This window comes from Bizionia hallyeonensis, assembly GCF_042657385.1.
GTDB classification, from domain to species: Bacteria; Bacteroidota; Bacteroidia; order Flavobacteriales; family Flavobacteriaceae; genus Algorimicrobium; species Algorimicrobium hallyeonense.
In genome coordinates this window covers 71,461-89,551 of sequence record NZ_JBHSLA010000001.1, presented here as the reverse complement: position 1 = coordinate 89,551, position 18,091 = coordinate 71,461, and the positions used below count along the sequence as shown (strand labels likewise).

General features: G+C 31.5%; 18 protein-coding genes. 13 read left to right on the top strand and 5 right to left on the bottom strand.

What is annotated here, in order from left to right:
* The first annotated feature begins 2 nt into the window (after positions 1-2).
* Together trxA and ACFPH8_RS00385 are read left to right on the top strand one after the other, a co-directional pair.
* Entirely contained in the window at positions 3-299 is a 297-nt protein-coding gene (trxA, locus tag ACFPH8_RS00390; protein ID WP_248395903.1) for a thioredoxin, read from the top strand.
* A gap of 3 nt (positions 300-302) precedes the next feature.
* Positions 303-884 carry a methyltransferase domain-containing protein gene (locus ACFPH8_RS00385; protein WP_376857958.1) on the top strand — a complete coding sequence of 194 codons (582 nt, stop codon included), beginning with the start codon at positions 303-305 and terminating at the stop codon, positions 882-884.
* On the opposite strand, the gene ACFPH8_RS00380 is transcribed toward ACFPH8_RS00385, so the two are convergent.
* Positions 885-1,769, bottom strand: a complete 885-nt coding sequence (locus tag ACFPH8_RS00380) for a sterol desaturase family protein (protein WP_248395896.1) — start codon at positions 1,767-1,769, stop codon at positions 885-887.
* Positions 1,770-1,917: 148 nt separating this feature from the next.
* Between ACFPH8_RS00380 and ACFPH8_RS00375 the strand changes: the two genes are divergently transcribed.
* From ACFPH8_RS00375 to ACFPH8_RS00355, 5 genes are all read left to right on the top strand, one after another.
* Entirely contained in the window at positions 1,918-2,475 is a 558-nt protein-coding gene (locus ACFPH8_RS00375; protein ID WP_376857956.1) for a YeeE/YedE family protein, read from the top strand.
* 3 nt (positions 2,476-2,478) lie between these two features.
* On the top strand, positions 2,479-2,892 hold the full coding sequence (locus ACFPH8_RS00370; RefSeq protein ID WP_376859081.1) for a YeeE/YedE family protein: 414 nt from the start codon (positions 2,479-2,481) through the stop codon (positions 2,890-2,892).
* 346 nt (positions 2,893-3,238) lie between these two features.
* Positions 3,239-3,991, top strand: coding sequence for a hypothetical protein (locus tag ACFPH8_RS00365; protein WP_376857954.1), 753 nt, complete (start codon positions 3,239-3,241; stop codon positions 3,989-3,991).
* A 307-nt stretch (positions 3,992-4,298) separates the two neighbouring features.
* Positions 4,299-4,511, top strand: coding sequence for a hypothetical protein (locus tag ACFPH8_RS00360; protein WP_376857953.1), 213 nt, complete (start codon positions 4,299-4,301; stop codon positions 4,509-4,511).
* A gap of 492 nt (positions 4,512-5,003) precedes the next feature.
* Entirely contained in the window at positions 5,004-5,276 is a 273-nt protein-coding gene (locus ACFPH8_RS00355) for a hypothetical protein (RefSeq protein WP_376857951.1), read from the top strand.
* Here the strand turns inward: ACFPH8_RS00355 and ACFPH8_RS00350 are convergent.
* The 4 genes from ACFPH8_RS00350 to ACFPH8_RS00335 all read right to left on the bottom strand — a co-directional run bounded on the left by ACFPH8_RS00350 (position 5,273) and on the right by ACFPH8_RS00335 (position 9,491).
* Entirely contained in the window at positions 5,273-6,622 is a 1,350-nt protein-coding gene (locus ACFPH8_RS00350; RefSeq protein ID WP_376857949.1) for an ATP-dependent DNA helicase, read from the bottom strand. The genes ACFPH8_RS00355 and ACFPH8_RS00350 overlap by 4 nt on opposite strands.
* Positions 6,623-6,693: 71 nt before the next feature.
* Positions 6,694-7,470, bottom strand: coding sequence for a hypothetical protein (locus ACFPH8_RS00345; protein WP_376857948.1), 777 nt, complete (start codon positions 7,468-7,470; stop codon positions 6,694-6,696).
* Complete coding sequence (locus ACFPH8_RS00340) at positions 7,470-8,792, bottom strand: reverse transcriptase domain-containing protein (RefSeq protein ID WP_376857947.1); 1,323 nt, start codon at positions 8,790-8,792, stop codon at positions 7,470-7,472. Before ACFPH8_RS00340 ends, ACFPH8_RS00345 begins: the two co-directional genes overlap by 1 nt.
* A 321-nt stretch (positions 8,793-9,113) precedes the next feature.
* Positions 9,114-9,491, bottom strand: coding sequence for a hypothetical protein (locus ACFPH8_RS00335; RefSeq protein ID WP_376857945.1), 378 nt, complete (start codon positions 9,489-9,491; stop codon positions 9,114-9,116).
* Positions 9,492-9,645: 154 nt separating this feature from the next.
* Between ACFPH8_RS00335 and ACFPH8_RS00330 the strand changes: the two genes are divergently transcribed.
* The 6 genes from ACFPH8_RS00330 to ACFPH8_RS00305 are packed head-to-tail and all read left to right on the top strand — an operon-like array spanning position 9,646 to position 18,086.
* Complete coding sequence (locus ACFPH8_RS00330) at positions 9,646-10,659, top strand: helix-turn-helix transcriptional regulator (RefSeq protein WP_376857943.1); 1,014 nt, start codon at positions 9,646-9,648, stop codon at positions 10,657-10,659.
* 29 nt (positions 10,660-10,688) lie between these two features.
* Positions 10,689-12,686 carry an AAA family ATPase gene (locus tag ACFPH8_RS00325; protein ID WP_376857941.1) on the top strand — a complete coding sequence of 666 codons (1,998 nt, stop codon included), beginning with the start codon at positions 10,689-10,691 and terminating at the stop codon, positions 12,684-12,686.
* Between the two features lie 2 nt (positions 12,687-12,688).
* Positions 12,689-13,678, top strand: a complete 990-nt coding sequence (locus ACFPH8_RS00320; protein ID WP_376857939.1) for a hypothetical protein — start codon at positions 12,689-12,691, stop codon at positions 13,676-13,678.
* A 59-nt stretch (positions 13,679-13,737) separates the two neighbouring features.
* Positions 13,738-14,943, top strand: coding sequence for a DUF3825 domain-containing protein (locus tag ACFPH8_RS00315; protein WP_376857938.1), 1,206 nt, complete (start codon positions 13,738-13,740; stop codon positions 14,941-14,943).
* 21 nt (positions 14,944-14,964) lie between these two features.
* Complete coding sequence (locus ACFPH8_RS00310) at positions 14,965-16,752, top strand: type I restriction-modification system subunit M (RefSeq protein ID WP_376857937.1); 1,788 nt, start codon at positions 14,965-14,967, stop codon at positions 16,750-16,752.
* A complete protein-coding gene (locus ACFPH8_RS00305; RefSeq protein ID WP_376857936.1) occupies positions 16,752-18,086 on the top strand; it encodes a restriction endonuclease subunit S in 1,335 nt (444 codons plus the stop codon). The genes ACFPH8_RS00310 and ACFPH8_RS00305 overlap by 1 nt, the downstream gene beginning before the upstream one ends.
* Positions 18,087-18,091 lie beyond the last annotated feature (5 nt).

Below are 18,091 nucleotides of genomic sequence, written 5' to 3'. Positions count from 1 at the left end.
TTATGAGTAAATTTTCAGAAATAATAAATAAAGACAAACCTGTTTTAGTCGATTTTTTTGCCGAATGGTGTGGGCCATGTAAAACTATGAGTCCAATTTTAAAAGACGTAAAAGATAGCCTTGGTGAAGATGTCACCATTTTAAAAATAGACGTGGATAAAAACCAGCAATTGGCAGCCCAATTTAAAGTTCGTGGCGTACCAACGCTTATTCTCTATAAAAACGGAAAACAATTATGGCGACAATCTGGATTAGCTTCTAAACGTGATTTAGTATCTTTAATTCAATCACATTTGTAATTCATGGATTTATCTGAATCGTTTTGGGATTGGCGCTATCAGAACCAAGATACAGGTTGGGATTTAGGCGAGGTGTCCTTGCCAATTAAAACATATTTCGATCAGTTAAAAGATTCATCGCTTAAAATTCTCATTCCAGGAGCAGGAAATTCCTATGAAGCTGAATACTTGTTTCTAAATGGGTTTAAAAATGTATGTATAGCCGATTTATCAAAAACAGCATTAGATAATTTTAAAAACCGTGTGCCTAGTTTTCCAAGTGCAAACTTACGGCACACCAATGTTTTTGATATGAAGGAAACTTTCGATATAATTATTGAACAAACCTTTTTTTGTGCATTAAATCCAAACCTTCGCGAAGCGTACGCTAAAAAAATGCACAGTTTGTTAAACCCGAATGGAAAGTTAGTCGGTTTATTATTTGATAAGCCTTTGTTTACAGAAAGACCGCCATTTGGAGGTTCCAAAGCAGAATATATTAACTATTTTAAACCCTATTTTGAATTAGATATATTTGAGACTAGTTATAACTCGGTGGCAAGTCGCGAGGATAGCGAATTGTTTATTAAGTTTCTAAAAAAGTAATTAAACTTGTTTTTCCTTTTTAGAGAAACCATATTTCATCTGTCCTATAAACGTGTTTGGCATGGTGTCATCACCTTCATAACCTAATTCAACGTTACCACTATCTTCAGGAATATAATTTGTTTTAAACATATAATCCCAAACACTTAAGCTAATTCCGTAATTCATACCAAATTGTTTGCCTTCGGGTAAATTATAAGCATGGTGGTATAAATGCATTACTGGATTATTCAAAATATACTTTAACGGACCATAGGTAATTTTAATATTTGAATGATTAAAATGACCAATAGAAATAGCAATAAAATGCACTATGTAAGCTTGTTCAGGCTCAAAGCCACCCAAAATCATTACACCAAAAACTTTTAATGGCTTGTATAAAATATTCTCCATCCAATGGTAGCGCAAATGTGCAGCAAACCCCATTTCTTTAACGCTGTGGTGTACTTGGTGAAAGCGCCAAAGGACTTCAAAACGATGCAATAAAACATGTGTAAACCACTGTACGAAATCTAGAACAATAAAGAAAACAAGTAACTGTGCCCACATTGGCCAAATACTGATGTCTATTAATGCTAAACTAGTCATGGAAATGCCTAAATCTGCAAAAGCGACTTCTAAAAAACGATAAACACCACTAATAATAATAGCGAAAATAAAGAAATTGAAAAACATATAAAACGCGTCTAGCCAGAAATCTTTTCTAAAAATAGCCTGGTTTTTTCGCCATGGAAATAAAATTTCTAATCCCCAAACTAATAGCGAAATAACAATTAATCCCCAAAAATAATTAGTGTACCAAGGCACTTCGAAAATAATAGAATTCCAAGTCCAATTTAAAGTTCCTAGAATGGCATCCTTAAAAGCGTTAATATAATTCCACATAGCCGTTTATTGTTTAGCAAAGTTACTGAAGAAAATGCAAATGACTACAAAGTTAGCTTTGTGAACTACCAAAGTCTGTAACGAATGTTACAAAGGATTTAATTTCCTGAATATTTATCTGTTTATTTGCAAAAAATAAACACAAAACATGGCATTTTTCCTTGAACCTTGGCCTTGGTATTTCTCTGGCTTTATGATTGCATTAGTAATGTTTCTGCTCATTATGGTAGATAAACGCTTCGGAATGTCCTCTAACCTGCGTACAATTTGTAGTATGGTAGGTGCTGGAAAGCGTACAGATTTTTTCGATTTCGATTGGAAATCCCAACGTTGGAATTTAGTTGTGGTTATTGGAGCTGTCATTGGTGGCTTTATTGCTTCGGAGTATTTGTCACCTAACGACGCCGTGGCTATCAGTAGTCAAACCGTTGCCGACTTAAATGTTTTGGGGTTTGATAGTGCTGGAACAAGCTATATGCCAACTGAATTGTTTGGAAATGATGTTTTTACCGATGTACAAGGATTGTTAGTTTTAATTATGGGTGGTTTTTTAGTCGGATTTGGAGCGCGTTATGCTGGAGGTTGTACTTCTGGTCATGCTATTTCTGGTTTGAGTAATTTACAATTACCTTCATTAATTGCGGTTGTTGGTTTCTTTTTAGGAGGCTTGATAATGGTTCATGTATTATTCCCTTTAATTTTTTAAATGATGAGAACAGGTATATATTTAGTAATAGGAGTCATTTTTGGCATTACCATGTTTAAATCGGAAGCGGCGTCATGGTTTCGTATTTTTGAAATGTTTCAATTCCAGTCTTTTCACATGTATGGCATTATAGGTGTGGCATTAAGTCTAGGTTTGTTAATGACGTTTGTTATAAAACGCTTTAAAATTAAATCGTTTTACGGTAAAACGCTTCAGTTTGAAGCAAAAGAAAGTGGCTATAAGCGTTACCTAATTGGAGGAACACTTTTTGGATTGGGTTGGGCATTAGCTGGTGCTTGTCCAGGACCTATGTATGTTTTGGTAGGTGCAGGTTATTGGCCTATTTTGGTAGTTATTGTTTCCGCTATTTTAGGAACCTACGTTTATGGCCTGCTAAAAGATAAGTTGCCGCATTAGGACTTCGCAATAAAACTCCTATTTATAGCAACCCCGGACTGACGTTTGGGGTTTCTTATTATTAAAGGTTTGTGCTTTTTGTTTTAAGTCTAATATAATTTTGATATAGGTTTTGGCTCTACCTATCATGTGTGTTGCTCTCTTGTTTTATTATGAAGCTATTTATATAACACGCTTTAACCTCATTTTAATGTTTTTATAAGTATGGTATAACCACGCTATAACCATAAATTTTAATTTTGCATATTTGAGTTATATACATTTGATTATGAATTATTTACAAGTGTTTGGATTGATTCTGATTGTAGTGATTGGAACTGGGTTATTAATTTTAAAATTTCGGAGTATGGCAAAGCAAAAAGGTATTATTCCATTGGTTGGGACGATTGGTGGAATTAATTTTTATTATTTGAATGGGAAGCCTGTGGCGCGTGCTGCTGGTGGTGGTTTTAATGGAGCAGTTATTAGAACTAAAAAAAGTATGGAACGTGTGCGGGAAAATGCGAATGAGTTTGGCTCTTGTTCTGTGGTAAATAAGGTGTTTAGGCAATCTCTGCGACCGTTTTACAACAACCATGGGTTTACGTTTTTTCATAGCAGATTGATGACCTTGTTTACCAATTTAAAGAAACTGGATGCTGATAGTGTGCGTGGAGAGCGTTGTGTTTATAAAGGGCTTCAAACTGATGCTGGAAAACGGTTGTTGGTAGATTTCACCTATACGCCAGATTGTAAACCACAGTTGGTACTTCCTTTTAGTTATGACATGGATTGGCCAACTTATACCTTAAGCATTTCTCAATTTAATATCCAACATGTACCGTTCATAAGTGGTGCCACACATATTGCCTTGCAGTTTGGAGTTTTGGATTTTAATTTTGAGACTTTGGATTATGCCTTGCATTTGGCGGCTCCATTGGTGTTGGCTAAAGATGATACGCGTACCAGTTTGAGTTTAACGCCTGCTAGTTTGCCAACAGGATTGGGAGTGGAGTTGGCTGTTATTGGCGTTCGGTACTACCAGGAGGTGGATGGGTTGATGTATTTGCTAAATGCGGAAAATGGTGTTGGGATTGGGGTTTTGGCAATTAAGAACTAAGACCGCTGCGCTTTTAGAATTAAGAATTAAGACGAGATTTGTAAGTTATTGAAGTTTTTGGTTTTTCTCGCGGATCTGCCTAAAGGCAGACAGGGACGCGAAGGCACAAAGTTGTTAAGTTGTGGAGTTGTATTTGATAAGTTGGGCGTGGTTTTCCCGCAGATTTCGCGGATTTTGCAGAGGTATGAGGTATGGGTGTTTTTAATACCTATAAATAATTACCACTAATTATGGCTATCCGTAAGCTTGTTTTTAATAATTGTTCTATTTTACGCTATCTTTATTTTTTAATAATTATGATTACTATATGAGTTCCCTTTTCTCGTTCTTAAAATCCGATTATCCTGAACTTTTTGCTGTTTGTGAAATTGCTGAAAAATTAATTTATATCGACCCAAGTTCTACTTTATCAAAAGCCAGATTGTTTTCTGAAAAAACAAGTACTCTTATTTGTGAATTTGAAAAGTGTGCAACGCCTATTGATAAAGATTATTTTTTTAAAGACATAAATAGAAAGTGAATTTTTATTGATGACATTGGTTCAGAAAAAGATGCCAGTAATTATGGATTATTTAATATTGTTGGAGACATACTTTCGGATAGATATGACAACAACCAAAAAACTTTTATCACCACAAATTTCGTGAATACCTTTTACAGTGTTGAAGAAAATGTAAGTGCTTTAGGCGAACGATATGGGCGTCGTATTTACGATAGATTATACGAAATGTTTAACATTGTCACATTCACAGGTCAAAGTTTAAGAGAATGATAAAAGGTTAAATAAAACCTTATTTAACGGATTACACCCCAAATCGAGCAAAAAATCAACCCAAAAAAGCAAAATACCATGAAAAAGATTAAAAATTGCAAACATTGTTATGAGTCCTTTTAATCAAGAAGAAGCAATCATGTTTATTGCACATTAAGCTGTAAAACAAAAGCAAGCTATAAACGGAATGACTATAAATATGTTACAGGTCACTATAAAAAAGAAGAAATAGCACTCGCTGTGCCTGAAAATGAATTGCCAGTTTCCAATGAGTTATTAGATGCTTTTAAAGCATTAGAAACTAAAATTGAAAATATAAGCGCTAAACCTGAAATCAATGGTAGTTCTATATCAAATGCGGCTTTTGGTTCAGCTGCGGCGGACGCTACAGTCTATGTTGGTAAGAAACTGTTTGCGCCTCAATTATTGCCTGCGACGAAAGGTGATGTTGATGCTTTAAAGCAAGAGATACAGAATTTGAAGTTTTTATTTAGGATGAGTAAACCTAATTAATAGAAAACTACATTTTCTTTTGCTCTGGTGATAGCGGTGTATTGGAATTTTAAAGAAGGCATGAAAAATGAATTTACCAGAACATTTGACCATTCTCCTCCTTGAGCCTTATTGCAGGTTATTGAATGTCCGTAGGCAACCCTAATTGCGCCTACATACCTATCATCCCAAGGTTTTAAACTTTCTCTATATACCTTATTTTTTTTAAATCTTTCATGTCGTAAATTGTTCTCCTGCTTCAATGTTATACCTTGTGGATTTGTAATAGAGTCAAGAAGAATATAGGCATCAACAATTTCTTCTTTTCCTTCGAGGTTTTTAGAAATTAATTTTACAGGAACGAATCTTAATCCTGCAACAAACTCAATGTTGTTCATGTTAATTTCTTTAACTTTAACGTGATCTCCACTGTAAAGTTGGAAGCCATTTCTTTTCCACGTTTGAGTGATAAGCAGTAAGTCATCTGATTCTATTACATTAGCATTCTTTCCGTAAATTTTAGACCTAACTTTATTATTGAAGAGTGCATTCATTTTGTGAGTAGCTCCTATGGAAATTATTGCGTCTTCACCATTTGCTAAATAATCTAAAACATAACTTCGAGTAGCATCTTCCAACGATTGCTTTTTAATATTCTCTAAGCTCACAGATAATTGATTGTTCTCTATGCATTCTCTTATTTTTGTTGCGTTTTTTAGAACATAACTACCATCTTCTTGACGTTTCACTTCGGTTAATAATTGAGCATTTCCCTTTAAACGGAAATTGGACGTTAAATAGTCTTTTGAAAGAGCAAGAGATTCCTTTTCATTGACAGGAGGAAGCTGATTATTGTCTCCTAGAAAAATAATTTTATTTTTTTCGTTACCTAATTTTACAAATCGAATAAGATCGGTTAAAAGTGAGTTTTTCGATTTAAACATATTACTTGGATCATTTGGAGCTTTAGAAGCAATCATGGAGGCTTCATCTATTATAAAAACATTATAATCCTTAACATCATTATTTCTTAAACTAAATACAACCTCTCCAGTATTTGCATCAGCAGTCACATTATAAATCATGGAATGTATTGTGCTATTTACAGTTTTAGATTTTCTTCCTAAAATTCTTGCAGCCCTTCCAGTTGGTGCAGCAATATTATAAGCTATAGAATGAGTGTTTAAATAGCCAATTAATGCTGTTGTAATAGATGTTTTTCCAGTGCCAGCGGCTCCACAAAGTATATAAAAATCATCTGTATTGGTTTCTTTAACAAAATCTGCCATAGTGTTGAGTGCAGTTTTTTGTTCTGAAGTAGGGCAATCGAATTGTAAGTGGTCTAAAATAGTAATAGCATTTTTCATAATGTATTGTTTTAATTATTAACAGTACAAATAAAGATAGGTTGTGTGCATTATATCTGCATAGATAAGATTTAGTGTAAATTTTTATTTATTTCCGATACAAAATCCTCCAAAAAACCTAAAAATTTAAAATAATATTTATTATGATTTGGAACTATTTCATTATACATTTTCTCTTGATAACTGGAAAGGTTAGATCCACGATGATTTAAATTCCTCATTTGATATAACTCATTTCCTATTCCGTATATATCATCGAAAACTTTAGTTTTATATTCTATTGTTTCATTAAAATAATTGTAATAAAGAACAGCTCTAAACTTATTGCTATAATACCAGGTTTCCCTTCTTACGTCTATCGGTCTTAATTCCTTATATTTTTGAAAAATAAAATTTCCAATTGTGATTCCGTTTTTATCCCTGACTATTTTTTTCTCATTAGGATTATATCGAGAAATTAAACTTAAAGCAGCATCATTAAAAACCTTGGAGTTCAAATCAAACTTCGAAAATAAATGAATAACAATATTTTCAATTTGTTGAAACATAGCTAAACAAAAGTCTTCAAAGTTATCTTCTCTTTTAAATTGCTCCATTCTAATAAAGTCGTCTATTAGTTTTGGTTTTATTTCTATAAGTTTAAAATCCTTATAAAAATTTAATGCTTGATCTTTAATAATTTCTTTAATACAATATTCATAAATACTATCAATATTTTTATTGCTGGCATTAACTTTGTTGACCATTAAAGATAAATCTTTGGCAAACCAGGCATTCTCATCATCTTTACAAATGTCAGAGATAAACAATAATAATTTTTCTAAAGATTCCTTTTTATTCTCACTCATTATTTAGATGTATATAAGTTCATAGCTTTTTCTAATCCTTCCTTAAAGATGGTTTCTATAATGGTGTCGAAGTCTTTGGTGTTCCCATAAGAACTCACTTTCTCTTCAAACACCAAATCACTTTCTATATTAACTGCTAAGTAATTAGTTTTTGATGGGGTTTTAGCTTCAACTAATTTATCAAAACGAGATCTGAGTTTAAGATATGTCGCGTTGTTTTCCCCTTTAACCATTTTTAAATAAAGTAACTTACCCTCTATAACCATGAACATGTTAGGTTTTGCAATATTCAATTCGCCTTTGTTTTTTACATATTTTTTTAAAAACAATTCATAGGCTTTTTCAAAATCCTTGGATTCCAAAAAATAAATCCACTGTCTTATTTCTTTTATATAATGATTGGGGGTGTTTACTTTCTCATTTACTAATAAGCCAGTAACTTCTTGTTTATAGCCTTTTTTCTGTAAACGTACTTTCTTTTCATTGATATGAAAATTTTGAGAGCTAATTATCCTTCTTAATTCGGTGTCAAATGAGCTTTCTTTTTGGTAAATAAGTTCTTGCTCACCTTTTTCATTATTATAAGTATTATGCATGCTACTGAAAGTAATATCATCTGCGTATCTAGAATAGTCTAATCTAAAACGTTTAGACAAACCAGTCAATTGAATGTCCAATCGTTCGCAAATAGCATTTGTTAGAATAGGGGATGTTGCAGCTCCTTGAGGCAAAACAGGAATTGTTATAGTAGTCCATTCATTTTCTATAAATCTTTCGACTTTCATAGGTGTACAACAAATTGCTTTGATCATATTAGCTATTTGTATTCTATTTTGAGTTGTTCCAAGGTTAAATGGTTTGGCTTTCAATCTTCCCCAAACTCTTTTGGCATCCACACTTGGAAAGAAGTCTTTTAAATCAATATTATAAACATAATTTTTACCAACATGTTTTTGAGCATTATCTACAATAGATTTCCCATTTACAAACCCATAAGCAGATTTGTGTGGTTGATAGATAATACTAAGTATGATATTTAGACATTTCTGAAACTCTTTAAGACCTTTAATAGGGGCATGTATGGTTCTTAATTTTCCAGATTTCTTTTTTATTTCAAACGTTTTATAAGTATGAGTTTCTTTAGAGTTTTTTACTCTTTCAATATTGATATAGAAATTGAGTTGTTTTTCGGTAAATGGAAATGTTTTATTTCCATAAATTAGAGATTTAGAATAGTTTAGTAGGTTTAAGAAATCAGATTTACTATCCATTTTATGGAATAGTTTGATAATTTCTTTTTTTTGGTTATGGTTTGTTTTCATAAATAATTAAGCTTTGAAAATCAACCGAAATTTTATATTCTTTCTTTATGTATACTTAAATGACAGCTTATAAAATTTAATAATTATAATAAAATAATATAAAATTAAAGCTCTAAAGAGTAGTTTTATTGTGTTTTCATAGATTTCTACAAATTACACATTAAACATTTTGTTGTAGTGAACTACAACTATCTGCCGAATACAGCAGACCACCTATCCCGAAGAATAGGCAAATCAATATTTTAATTTCGGTTGTTTCAAAGAACTGTGCAAATAAAAACACTTTTAGTGCACTCTATTTGCGTTGATAAATATAAACTTCTAAAATGGATTAGAAAAATCAATATTACCATACCAATTACAATGGTAAATATCCATAATTTTTCCTTTCTGAATATCAAAGTATAGGCCGAAATGTTTACCAGAAATATTTCCAATAAATTTGCAAATAGGTTGATCGCAATTACAACTTCTACAATGATCTAAGTCTAACAGCAATTCAGAATCTCCTAAAGTTCGATGATTTTGAAATCTATCGTTTAGCTTTTCTATAAATTTCTGTTTTCCAATATCTTCATAATCAATTTCATCATCCAGTAGTTGATTAAGTAAATATGGATCCATACTCATTATAGCCATCCAAATTTCTGTAGTGGTATCTATGGTTTTACTTTTTTTAAAATCTTTTATTTCTTGCATATCTCTGATAATTTCTAGGCAATACTATAAGCATTGTATGCATTCTTTATGCATGGTGAAGTTTTAATACAAATGTGTTTTTTTTATCTCCTAAAGTTTCATATTTTTAAATCTCCTTATTATTGAATCACCCAAGCTAAAAATCATTTTTTATATGGCAACAAACAAACATGCCCAAATTAGATATACTATTCTTGACAAGTGTTTCAGTAATTTTAATAGAGACTATACCTATGAAGATTTACTTGAAGAAGTAAATACTATTTTATATGAATTAGGCACTGAAGGTATTCAGTTGAGGCAATTGCAATATGATATTGCACATATGAAATCGGATGCAGGATATAATATTGAACTTGATGAAACAATTAAGCTTGCTAAAAAGAGAATTTTCAGATATAGAGACAAGAATTTTTCTTTAGCGATGCATCCCTTAAATCAAGATGATTCAGAGCAACTTGAAACCACCCTTGCAATACTTTCCAGATATAAACATAGAGAAGAATTTAATTGGTTGGAAGAACTTATTCCAAGAATGGAGTTAGCATTCGATTTGGTATCTAATGGCGATGATGGGATTATTAGTTATCAAGACAATCAGGATCTAAAAGGTAGAGACCTTGTTGGCGTATTATTTAATATGATAATTAAAAAAAAGATTATAGAAATTGAATATCAACCCTATAATAAAGAGCTTGAAGTTATAGAGTTAAGTCCTTATCATTTAAAACAATATAATAACAGATGGTTTTTATTTGGATTTAACGAAAAATACCAGGCGCTTTCAAATTATCCGCTTGACCGAATACAAGCTTTACGGGAAACCTCAAAAGAAATCGTAGAATCTTCTATAAATTGGGTAGATTATTTTGATGATATTATTGGTGTAACGAAACCCGAAAACGCAAGTTTGCAAATAATAAAACTGAAGTTTTCTGAAAAACGGATTCCTTATGTTTTGACAAAACCTTTACATGGTACTCAAAAAATTGATAGGTCTGATGATTCTGGACTTGTTTTACTAATTGAAGTTATTCCAAATCCAGAATTGTATCAAGTAATTTTGTCATTTGGAGAAGATATTGAGGTCATTTCACCCGTAGAATTAAGAGAAGAAATAAGAGAAAAAATTATTAAAATGAAAGACATTTATAATGATGCAGATTAACTGCATGGTTGTAAATATATATTTGCATTATGGAAAACATAAAAATATCTAATTTCAGAAAGATTCAAGATACTTGGGATTTAGATTTAGCACCTATTACTTTCTTTACTGGAACTAATAATTCTGGAAAATCGACCATTTTTAAAGCCATGTTGCTTTTAGAAGATTATGTTAAATCGCCTAATCATTTTCAATTGGACTTTAATGGCCCAAATTCCAAAAAACATAAAATTCATTCTTATAAAAATGCAGTAAATGAATTTATGCAAAGCGGATCAAATTGGAATTTAAATTTTAGCTATTCCAATATGGGACACATTGTTTCTTTGAGATTTCAGCCATATGGTTTTGAAGATGGTAATGTTATTAAAGGAAGGTTGAAGCTTCTGGAGGTTGTACGAGAAAAGGATTGTAGTAAATTATGCATAGAGAATACTGGTGGGAATGAATATGTTGTACGTCTTGATATTGATTTCTTAAATGATATTTCTAAAACCGAGAATGAAGATGAATTAACTGATCTAAACAGGTTGATTTTAAATGTTGAAAATAACATACAAATCAATTCAGTTCAATTAGAGGAATTGATTTCGCGAAAAAATCATCTAGAAAAGAATATTAAACATAAACAGGTGAAGCTTTCTAATAATAATTTAAAGGACTCTTTTGAAACATGGTTAGCAGAAAATGCTAAAAAAGGAAGTGGCAAAGTGAAACCATATATTCGAGCAATAGAATTATTATCAAATAAAACCGAAAGCAATATTTTTAAAAACTTTGTTGTTGATGAAATTGTAGAGCTCTATAATGATGTTTTAATAGAACAAAAAAAAGTAGGTGGAAAGTATTATGACGAAAAAGCGCCCTCTTATGGATTGTCTGGGTTCTATTCAGCGGCATTAAAACTATATTTAGAGTTCCTGAAAGAAAGAAGGGTTAGTTTTAGTCAATATAGGTTAAATAAACTTTATAAAAACAATTTAGATAGTGCAGTTTTCCGATCTCATGAATATAAAAACTTAACAAGACGTATTCTGGAGACCAACATAAATATCGATAATGATAAGAAGAAATTATCAATATTAAAACAAAAACAAAAACCGTTTGAAGAATCTGAAAAGAAGAATAAAATAGTTTTAATGCCAGAATTTTCACTTGATAATTTTGATCAAGACCTATTCAGTATAGATATTATTCTTAGAGATATTATTCCTAATTACTTATCGGAAAATCAAAATAAATTTGGAAAAATAGATAATAGTACCGAAACGAAAAAGGCCTTCGAGTTTGGGGATCTTATAACTCAAATTTTAAGATTCTCTGTGGATCATTTGGGGCCTCAAAGGCATGCTCAAAATCACCTATACATTAATAATGATTCAACTTCGGCAATTAATGAATTGATAAATGAACACTCCCTTAAGCCAATTTCCAAAACATCAAAAGCGGGCAAATTTTTAAAGAAATGGATGCAGGAGTTTGATATTGGTGAAGATTTTAAGATTAAGTCAATTGAGGGGATTGCTTCTCAAATAGAGATTATATCATCAGGAAAAAAAATTAATCTGGCTGATAAGGGTTTTGGTGCTGGACAAATCTTCACGATTTTATTGAAAATTGCATTAGAGATTCAAAAAACATTAGTTATTAAGAATTCAAAAAATAATGTATTTTTAAAATCAATAAATATAATTTTAATCGAAGAGCCAGAAGCAAATCTTCATCCCGCTTTGCAGGCTAAACTTGCAGATTTGTTTTTTGAAGCAAATAAGGCATTTGGTATTCGTTTTATACTCGAAACACATTCTGAATATATCCTACGTCAGTCCCTATTTCTCCACGTGAAAATTGATAAATCCGATAAACAGTCAAATCCTTTTGGTCTTTATTATTTTTTAAAAGAAGGAGATCCTTATGCTATGAATTATCTCAAAAATGGAAAATTTGATAAATCTTTCGGATCTGGGTTTTTTAATGTTGCGGATGATTTAGCGGTAGATATTTATAAAGCTAATTTAAAACGATAAAAGTGCGGGCCCATAATTTATTTTGTTCTGAAGATTGCTTAGAAGAGATTTTTGTTTTTAAAGAAGAACATCAAACAGTATATAATATAATTGATAAATTTTGTGATGTTATATTAGATCTAGATCCGCAGGAAATCACCGAAAAGATTAAAGAGAACCCTATTCTAAATGCTCTTTTTAAAAGAGAAAACGCAGGGCTAATTGGTGATAAAGACAAATATAAGAAGTTGTCTAATAATGAATTTGAAAACTTTCTAAATGATGTATTAATACTTGATTTAGAGGAAAATATCGTTGAAAATATTAGAGAAAAATTTGGCATTTTAGCTTTTAAATTAGGAGGTTCCTTCATGACAGATCAAAATCATCATTTTGGTTATACAATTGATAATAAGGCCGAATCTTTAAAATGTTGGAGTGAATTGTTCAAATATAAACCTGTAAAACCAATTAATTCTGCTATAATAATTGATAATTTCATGTGGAATGACCTCAATAAATACAAAGACGAAAACAATGATAATATTTATCCTATTCTGGAGAATTTAATTCCAAAAACATTAGAGATACCTTTTCATCTGTTAATAGTTTTACAGAACAAAGCGGGAGGACTTAACAAAGAAAAGGCTAAAGAAATTATTAATAAGATGAGTAAAAAAATAATAAGAAAGAATGGAATAGAAATTTCTATTGTAACCCAAACTGATACTAAAACATTTCACGAAAGATTAATTCTTACGAATTATCATTATATCTACAGTCATAAAGGCTTTGTGTCGTTTTCTAATGGCAAAATTAAAAACGAAACAAACGGAGATAGAAATTGGGTTTTTAAAGACATAAATAATTATGTAGGTCAAATTAGAAAACATCAACACTTAAATAATGCTTTAAATGTTTTTAAATTAATACAATCAAACACAAAAAATGAAACTTCAGTTATTTTTAACCAAGGTGACGTTAAATCTCCTATTTTATCAAACTTTAATTAGCCATGCAGATGTACTGCATGGTTGATATTTAGTTTTGTATCAAATAAAAAAATATAGTCATGGATAAAAGTATAGTAACACAAACTTTAACAGAATTAGTAAAAAACAATCAAGATGATAAAGGATGGGTAAATCTTGCGAATTTAGGCCTTGAATTAAGTAAGAATCGTATAAATTATAAGGATCTTGGATTCCCTAAACTAACTACTTTTATTGCTTCTTATTCAGATTTGTTAGAGGTTAGGAAAGATGAAACACATCAGCTTCCTGTATATTTTGTAAAATTAAGACACCGACCAAGTCAAAGTGCTAAAACAAAAATTATTAATGCATCTCCGAAAAATGCATTAACCAATTGGGCTTATTTAAAGCATTATCAATCCACTTTTGAGAAATTAAAAAATTTCGCTCTTAAAGAGAGATGGCATTATAAAGATGTAAATCCTGATTTCCCATACCCGATTCTTTCTAGTTATTTGCACTACACTTTTTATAAATTGAGCCAAGAAAAGGAAAAGATTTTGTATAATAATAAGTATGCGGTTTTCAATACTGGATTAGTAGATGATCGTTATGAGTCTATATATGCTCTTTTCGAGAAAAACGAAAATGGAACACAGCCATATAAATTAGTTGAGTTTTGTATTCCTGGCGAAGGTTATGCAGGAAAAGAGTTAGTAAGAAATTTTAAAGAAATGCCAAAACGAGCGCATTATTTTTCTGATGTTTCAGATATGCTATACGATACAAGATCAGGAGAACCAGAATTAGATATGAGACATATAATATTAGATAATGCTGGTCGATTGCCTTTGAGGTTTCTCTCCGAAAATTCACCTAAAAATTTCGAATTAAAAAACCCTGATTTATTAACAATTGAAGATAGGTACAATTACTATCAAGAATTATCGAATGCAATAGAAAAGGATTCAAAAACATATAGAAATTTAACAAATAGATTGAAGGATTCTATTAGTTTAGCAATTAAAAGAATAGAGTGGAATTTTAAGACTGCGATTCCAATGTATTATCCTACTATGGATAAGATGTCTCTATTATTACCATTGTCTTTGATTGATGATGAAATTGTTGATGTGGCTTTGGTAGTAGAGAAAACTAAATCTGGCAATTATATAGGACATACTATTCTCCCTTTAAATTGGGCGTATAATAATGCAAGATTAGTTGCAAGACCTGATAGTGACTGGTTGGTAGCTGAAAAAATTGAAATTTTAAAAGACATTGAAGATGATGACGAAGATTAATAACAAAGAACGAAACAATAAATGAGTAACATAAACAACAAAGTAGACGTAGGATTCATATGGCAAATCACAGACGATGTCTTGCGTGATGCGTTTAAGAAAAATGAAATTGGAGATGTATTACTTCCTTTTGTAGTAATACGTAGGCTAGACTGTATGCTTGAAAACGTAAACGAGAAAGTCCGTAAAAGCTATAATGATTTTAGAGATAAAGTAAGTGAAGACAAACTGGATCCAATCCTTAAAAAGGCTTCAGATGGACTAACCTATTACAACACCTCAAAGCACACACTTCATTCGTTAAAAGACGAGCCACAATATATAGAAATCAACTTCAATAATTATTTAAACGGTTTCAACCCAGAAGTACGTGATATTCTAGAAAGCTTTCAGTTCGATAAAATTATAGCGAGACTCGTAAAAAACCGTTTGTTGTATGAAATGATTGATGCCATCTGCAAAATAGACCTGCATCAAGATACTATAGATAACCACTCTATGGGTTATGTGTTTGAAGAGTTAATACGTATCTCTAACGAGCAATCTAACGAAACCGCAGGAGAACATTTTACACCACGTGATGTGATTGCCTTAATGAATGCAATCATCTTCACACCAGAAAAAGACGAACTTTGTAAACCAGGTATTATTCGTACTATTTTCGATCCCGCGTGCGGAACGGGAGGTATGGTTAATTTAGGTAAAAACTATGTTTTAGACGAAATCTGCAAAGATTCCAAAAACAAGCCAACCATGCTTACTTATGGTCAAGAATTAAATGAGCAGTCTTGTGCCATTGCAAAATCTGAAGCGTTGATTTCTGGCGAAAACCCACGCGATGTAAAACATGGTAACTCGTTTACAGACGATCAATTTCAAGGTAAGCAATTCCATTATATGATGGCCAATCCTCCTTACGGAGTCACTTGGAAAAAAGACAAAAACTTTATAGAAAACGAAGCATTAAATCCAGCTGGTCGTTTTTATGCAGGAACACCACGTACCAGCGATGGACAATTGTTGTTCTTACAACATATGATTTCTAAAATGGACAAAACCAACGGTTCCCGAATTGGTGTTGTAACCAACGGTTCCCCATTATTTACTGGAGATGCTGGAAGTGGCGAAAGCGACATACGTAAATGGATTATAGAAAACGATTGGTTAGAGTGTATTGTAGCCTTACCCAAAGATTTGTTTTACAACACAGGCATTAACACCTATATCTGGTTTTTAACCAATAAAAAAGCCGAAAACCGTAAAGGAAAAGTACAGCTAATTAATGGGAATGCAACCGTAGTAAACGGTGTAAATAATAAAGGGAAAGAGCAAAAAGAGCATATTTTCGCACGCTCGAACAAAAAGAGTTTAGGGAATAAACGTAATGAGCTTACCGAAGCGCATATTGAAGCCTTATTAAACATTTACATTAATTTTAAAGAAAGCGAACATTGCAAAATATTTAATAATGACGACTTTGGCTATTATCAACTCACCATAGAACAACCAGAATATGATGCTAAAGGCAAAATAAAAATGGTAAAAGGTAACCCAAAACCAGACTCTAAAAAACGCGATAAAGAAAACGTACCATTAACAGACGATATAGAAACATATTTCTCTAACGAAGTGTTGCCTCACGTGCCAGAAGCGTGGATAGATTACGATAAAACTCGTATTGGTTACGAAATTAACTTTACCAAATACTTTTACGAGTACAAAGGTTTACAACCAGCTTCTGAAATTAAAGCAGAAATAGTTGACCTTGAAAAAGATATTACAACCCTTTTAAATGATTTGTTAGCTTAATGAAGACATACGATGCATATAAAGAAAGTGATATTTTAGGCGTTAATAAAGTACCCAAAGATTGGAAAGTTGTAAATTTTAGATATTTAATAGATGTTCTAACTGACTTTACAGCAAATGGCTCTTTTGGCGATTTAGCTAAAAATGTAAACTATTTAGAGGAAGGGGTTTCAAGATTAGTGAGGTTGACTGATTTAAGAGCAGATTTTAAAAATAAAGGAATATATTTAAATGAAGCTTCACATAATTATTTAAAAAAATCAGAACTTTTTGGAGGTGAGATTCTTTTGGCAAATGTTGGAGCTTATGCTGGTCTAGCTTGGATTTATGAAGGTATAGAAGGAAAAGCGTCTTTAGGTCCAAATATGTTTTTACTGAAATTTAAGGATGTTTTGGATAAAAGGTTTGCCTACATATCCTTGACTTCATTTTATTTGCATTCACAATTATTAGACAAAGCAACATCTTCTGCTCAACCAAAGTTGAACAAAGAAGATGTAAAGTCCTGCGTCTTTATTTTACCTACTCTGAAAGAACAAACCCAAATAGCCAACTACCTAGACCACAAAACCGCCATTATTGATGCATTAATAGAAAAAAAGGAGTTACTTATACAAAAACTACAAGCACAACGCCAAGCCATTATTAATGAAGCTGTTACCAAAGGCTTAAACCCAAATGCCAAAATGAAAGATTCTGGCATTGAATGGTTGGGTGAAATTCCTAAGCATTGGGCAGCAAAACGATTAAAATTTATATTTAAAATTCAAAAAAGAATTGCTGGAGAGCTTGGTTATGATATTCTCTCTGTTACACAGAGAGGTTTAAAAGTTAAAGATATTTCCAATTACAAAGGACAATTCTCAATGGATTATTCAAAATATCAAATAGTTAATGAAGGTGATTTTGTTATGAATCATATGGATTTATTAACTGGTTATATTGACATCTCAAAACAGACAGGAGTAACAAGTCCAGATTATAGAGTTTTTGAATTGATTGAAGAAAAGTGTAACCCACAATATTTCCTATATATAAGTCAGTTGTGCTACAAAGAAAAAATATTTTATTCCCATGGTCAAGGCGTTTCTCAACTAGGAAGATGGCGTTTACAGGCAAAAGAGTTTAACAATATGACATTCCCTTTTCCGTCATTTGAAGAGCAAAAGGAAATTGCAGACTACATTAGTCTTAACACTAAGATTATGGATAAAGTCTTAGTTGAAACCGAAAAAAGTATAAAAAAACTAAAAGCCTATCGTCAATCCATCATTAGCGAAGCGGTAACAGGTAAAATAGATGTAAGAGATTGGCAACAAAAAAAGATTAATTAAAAAAA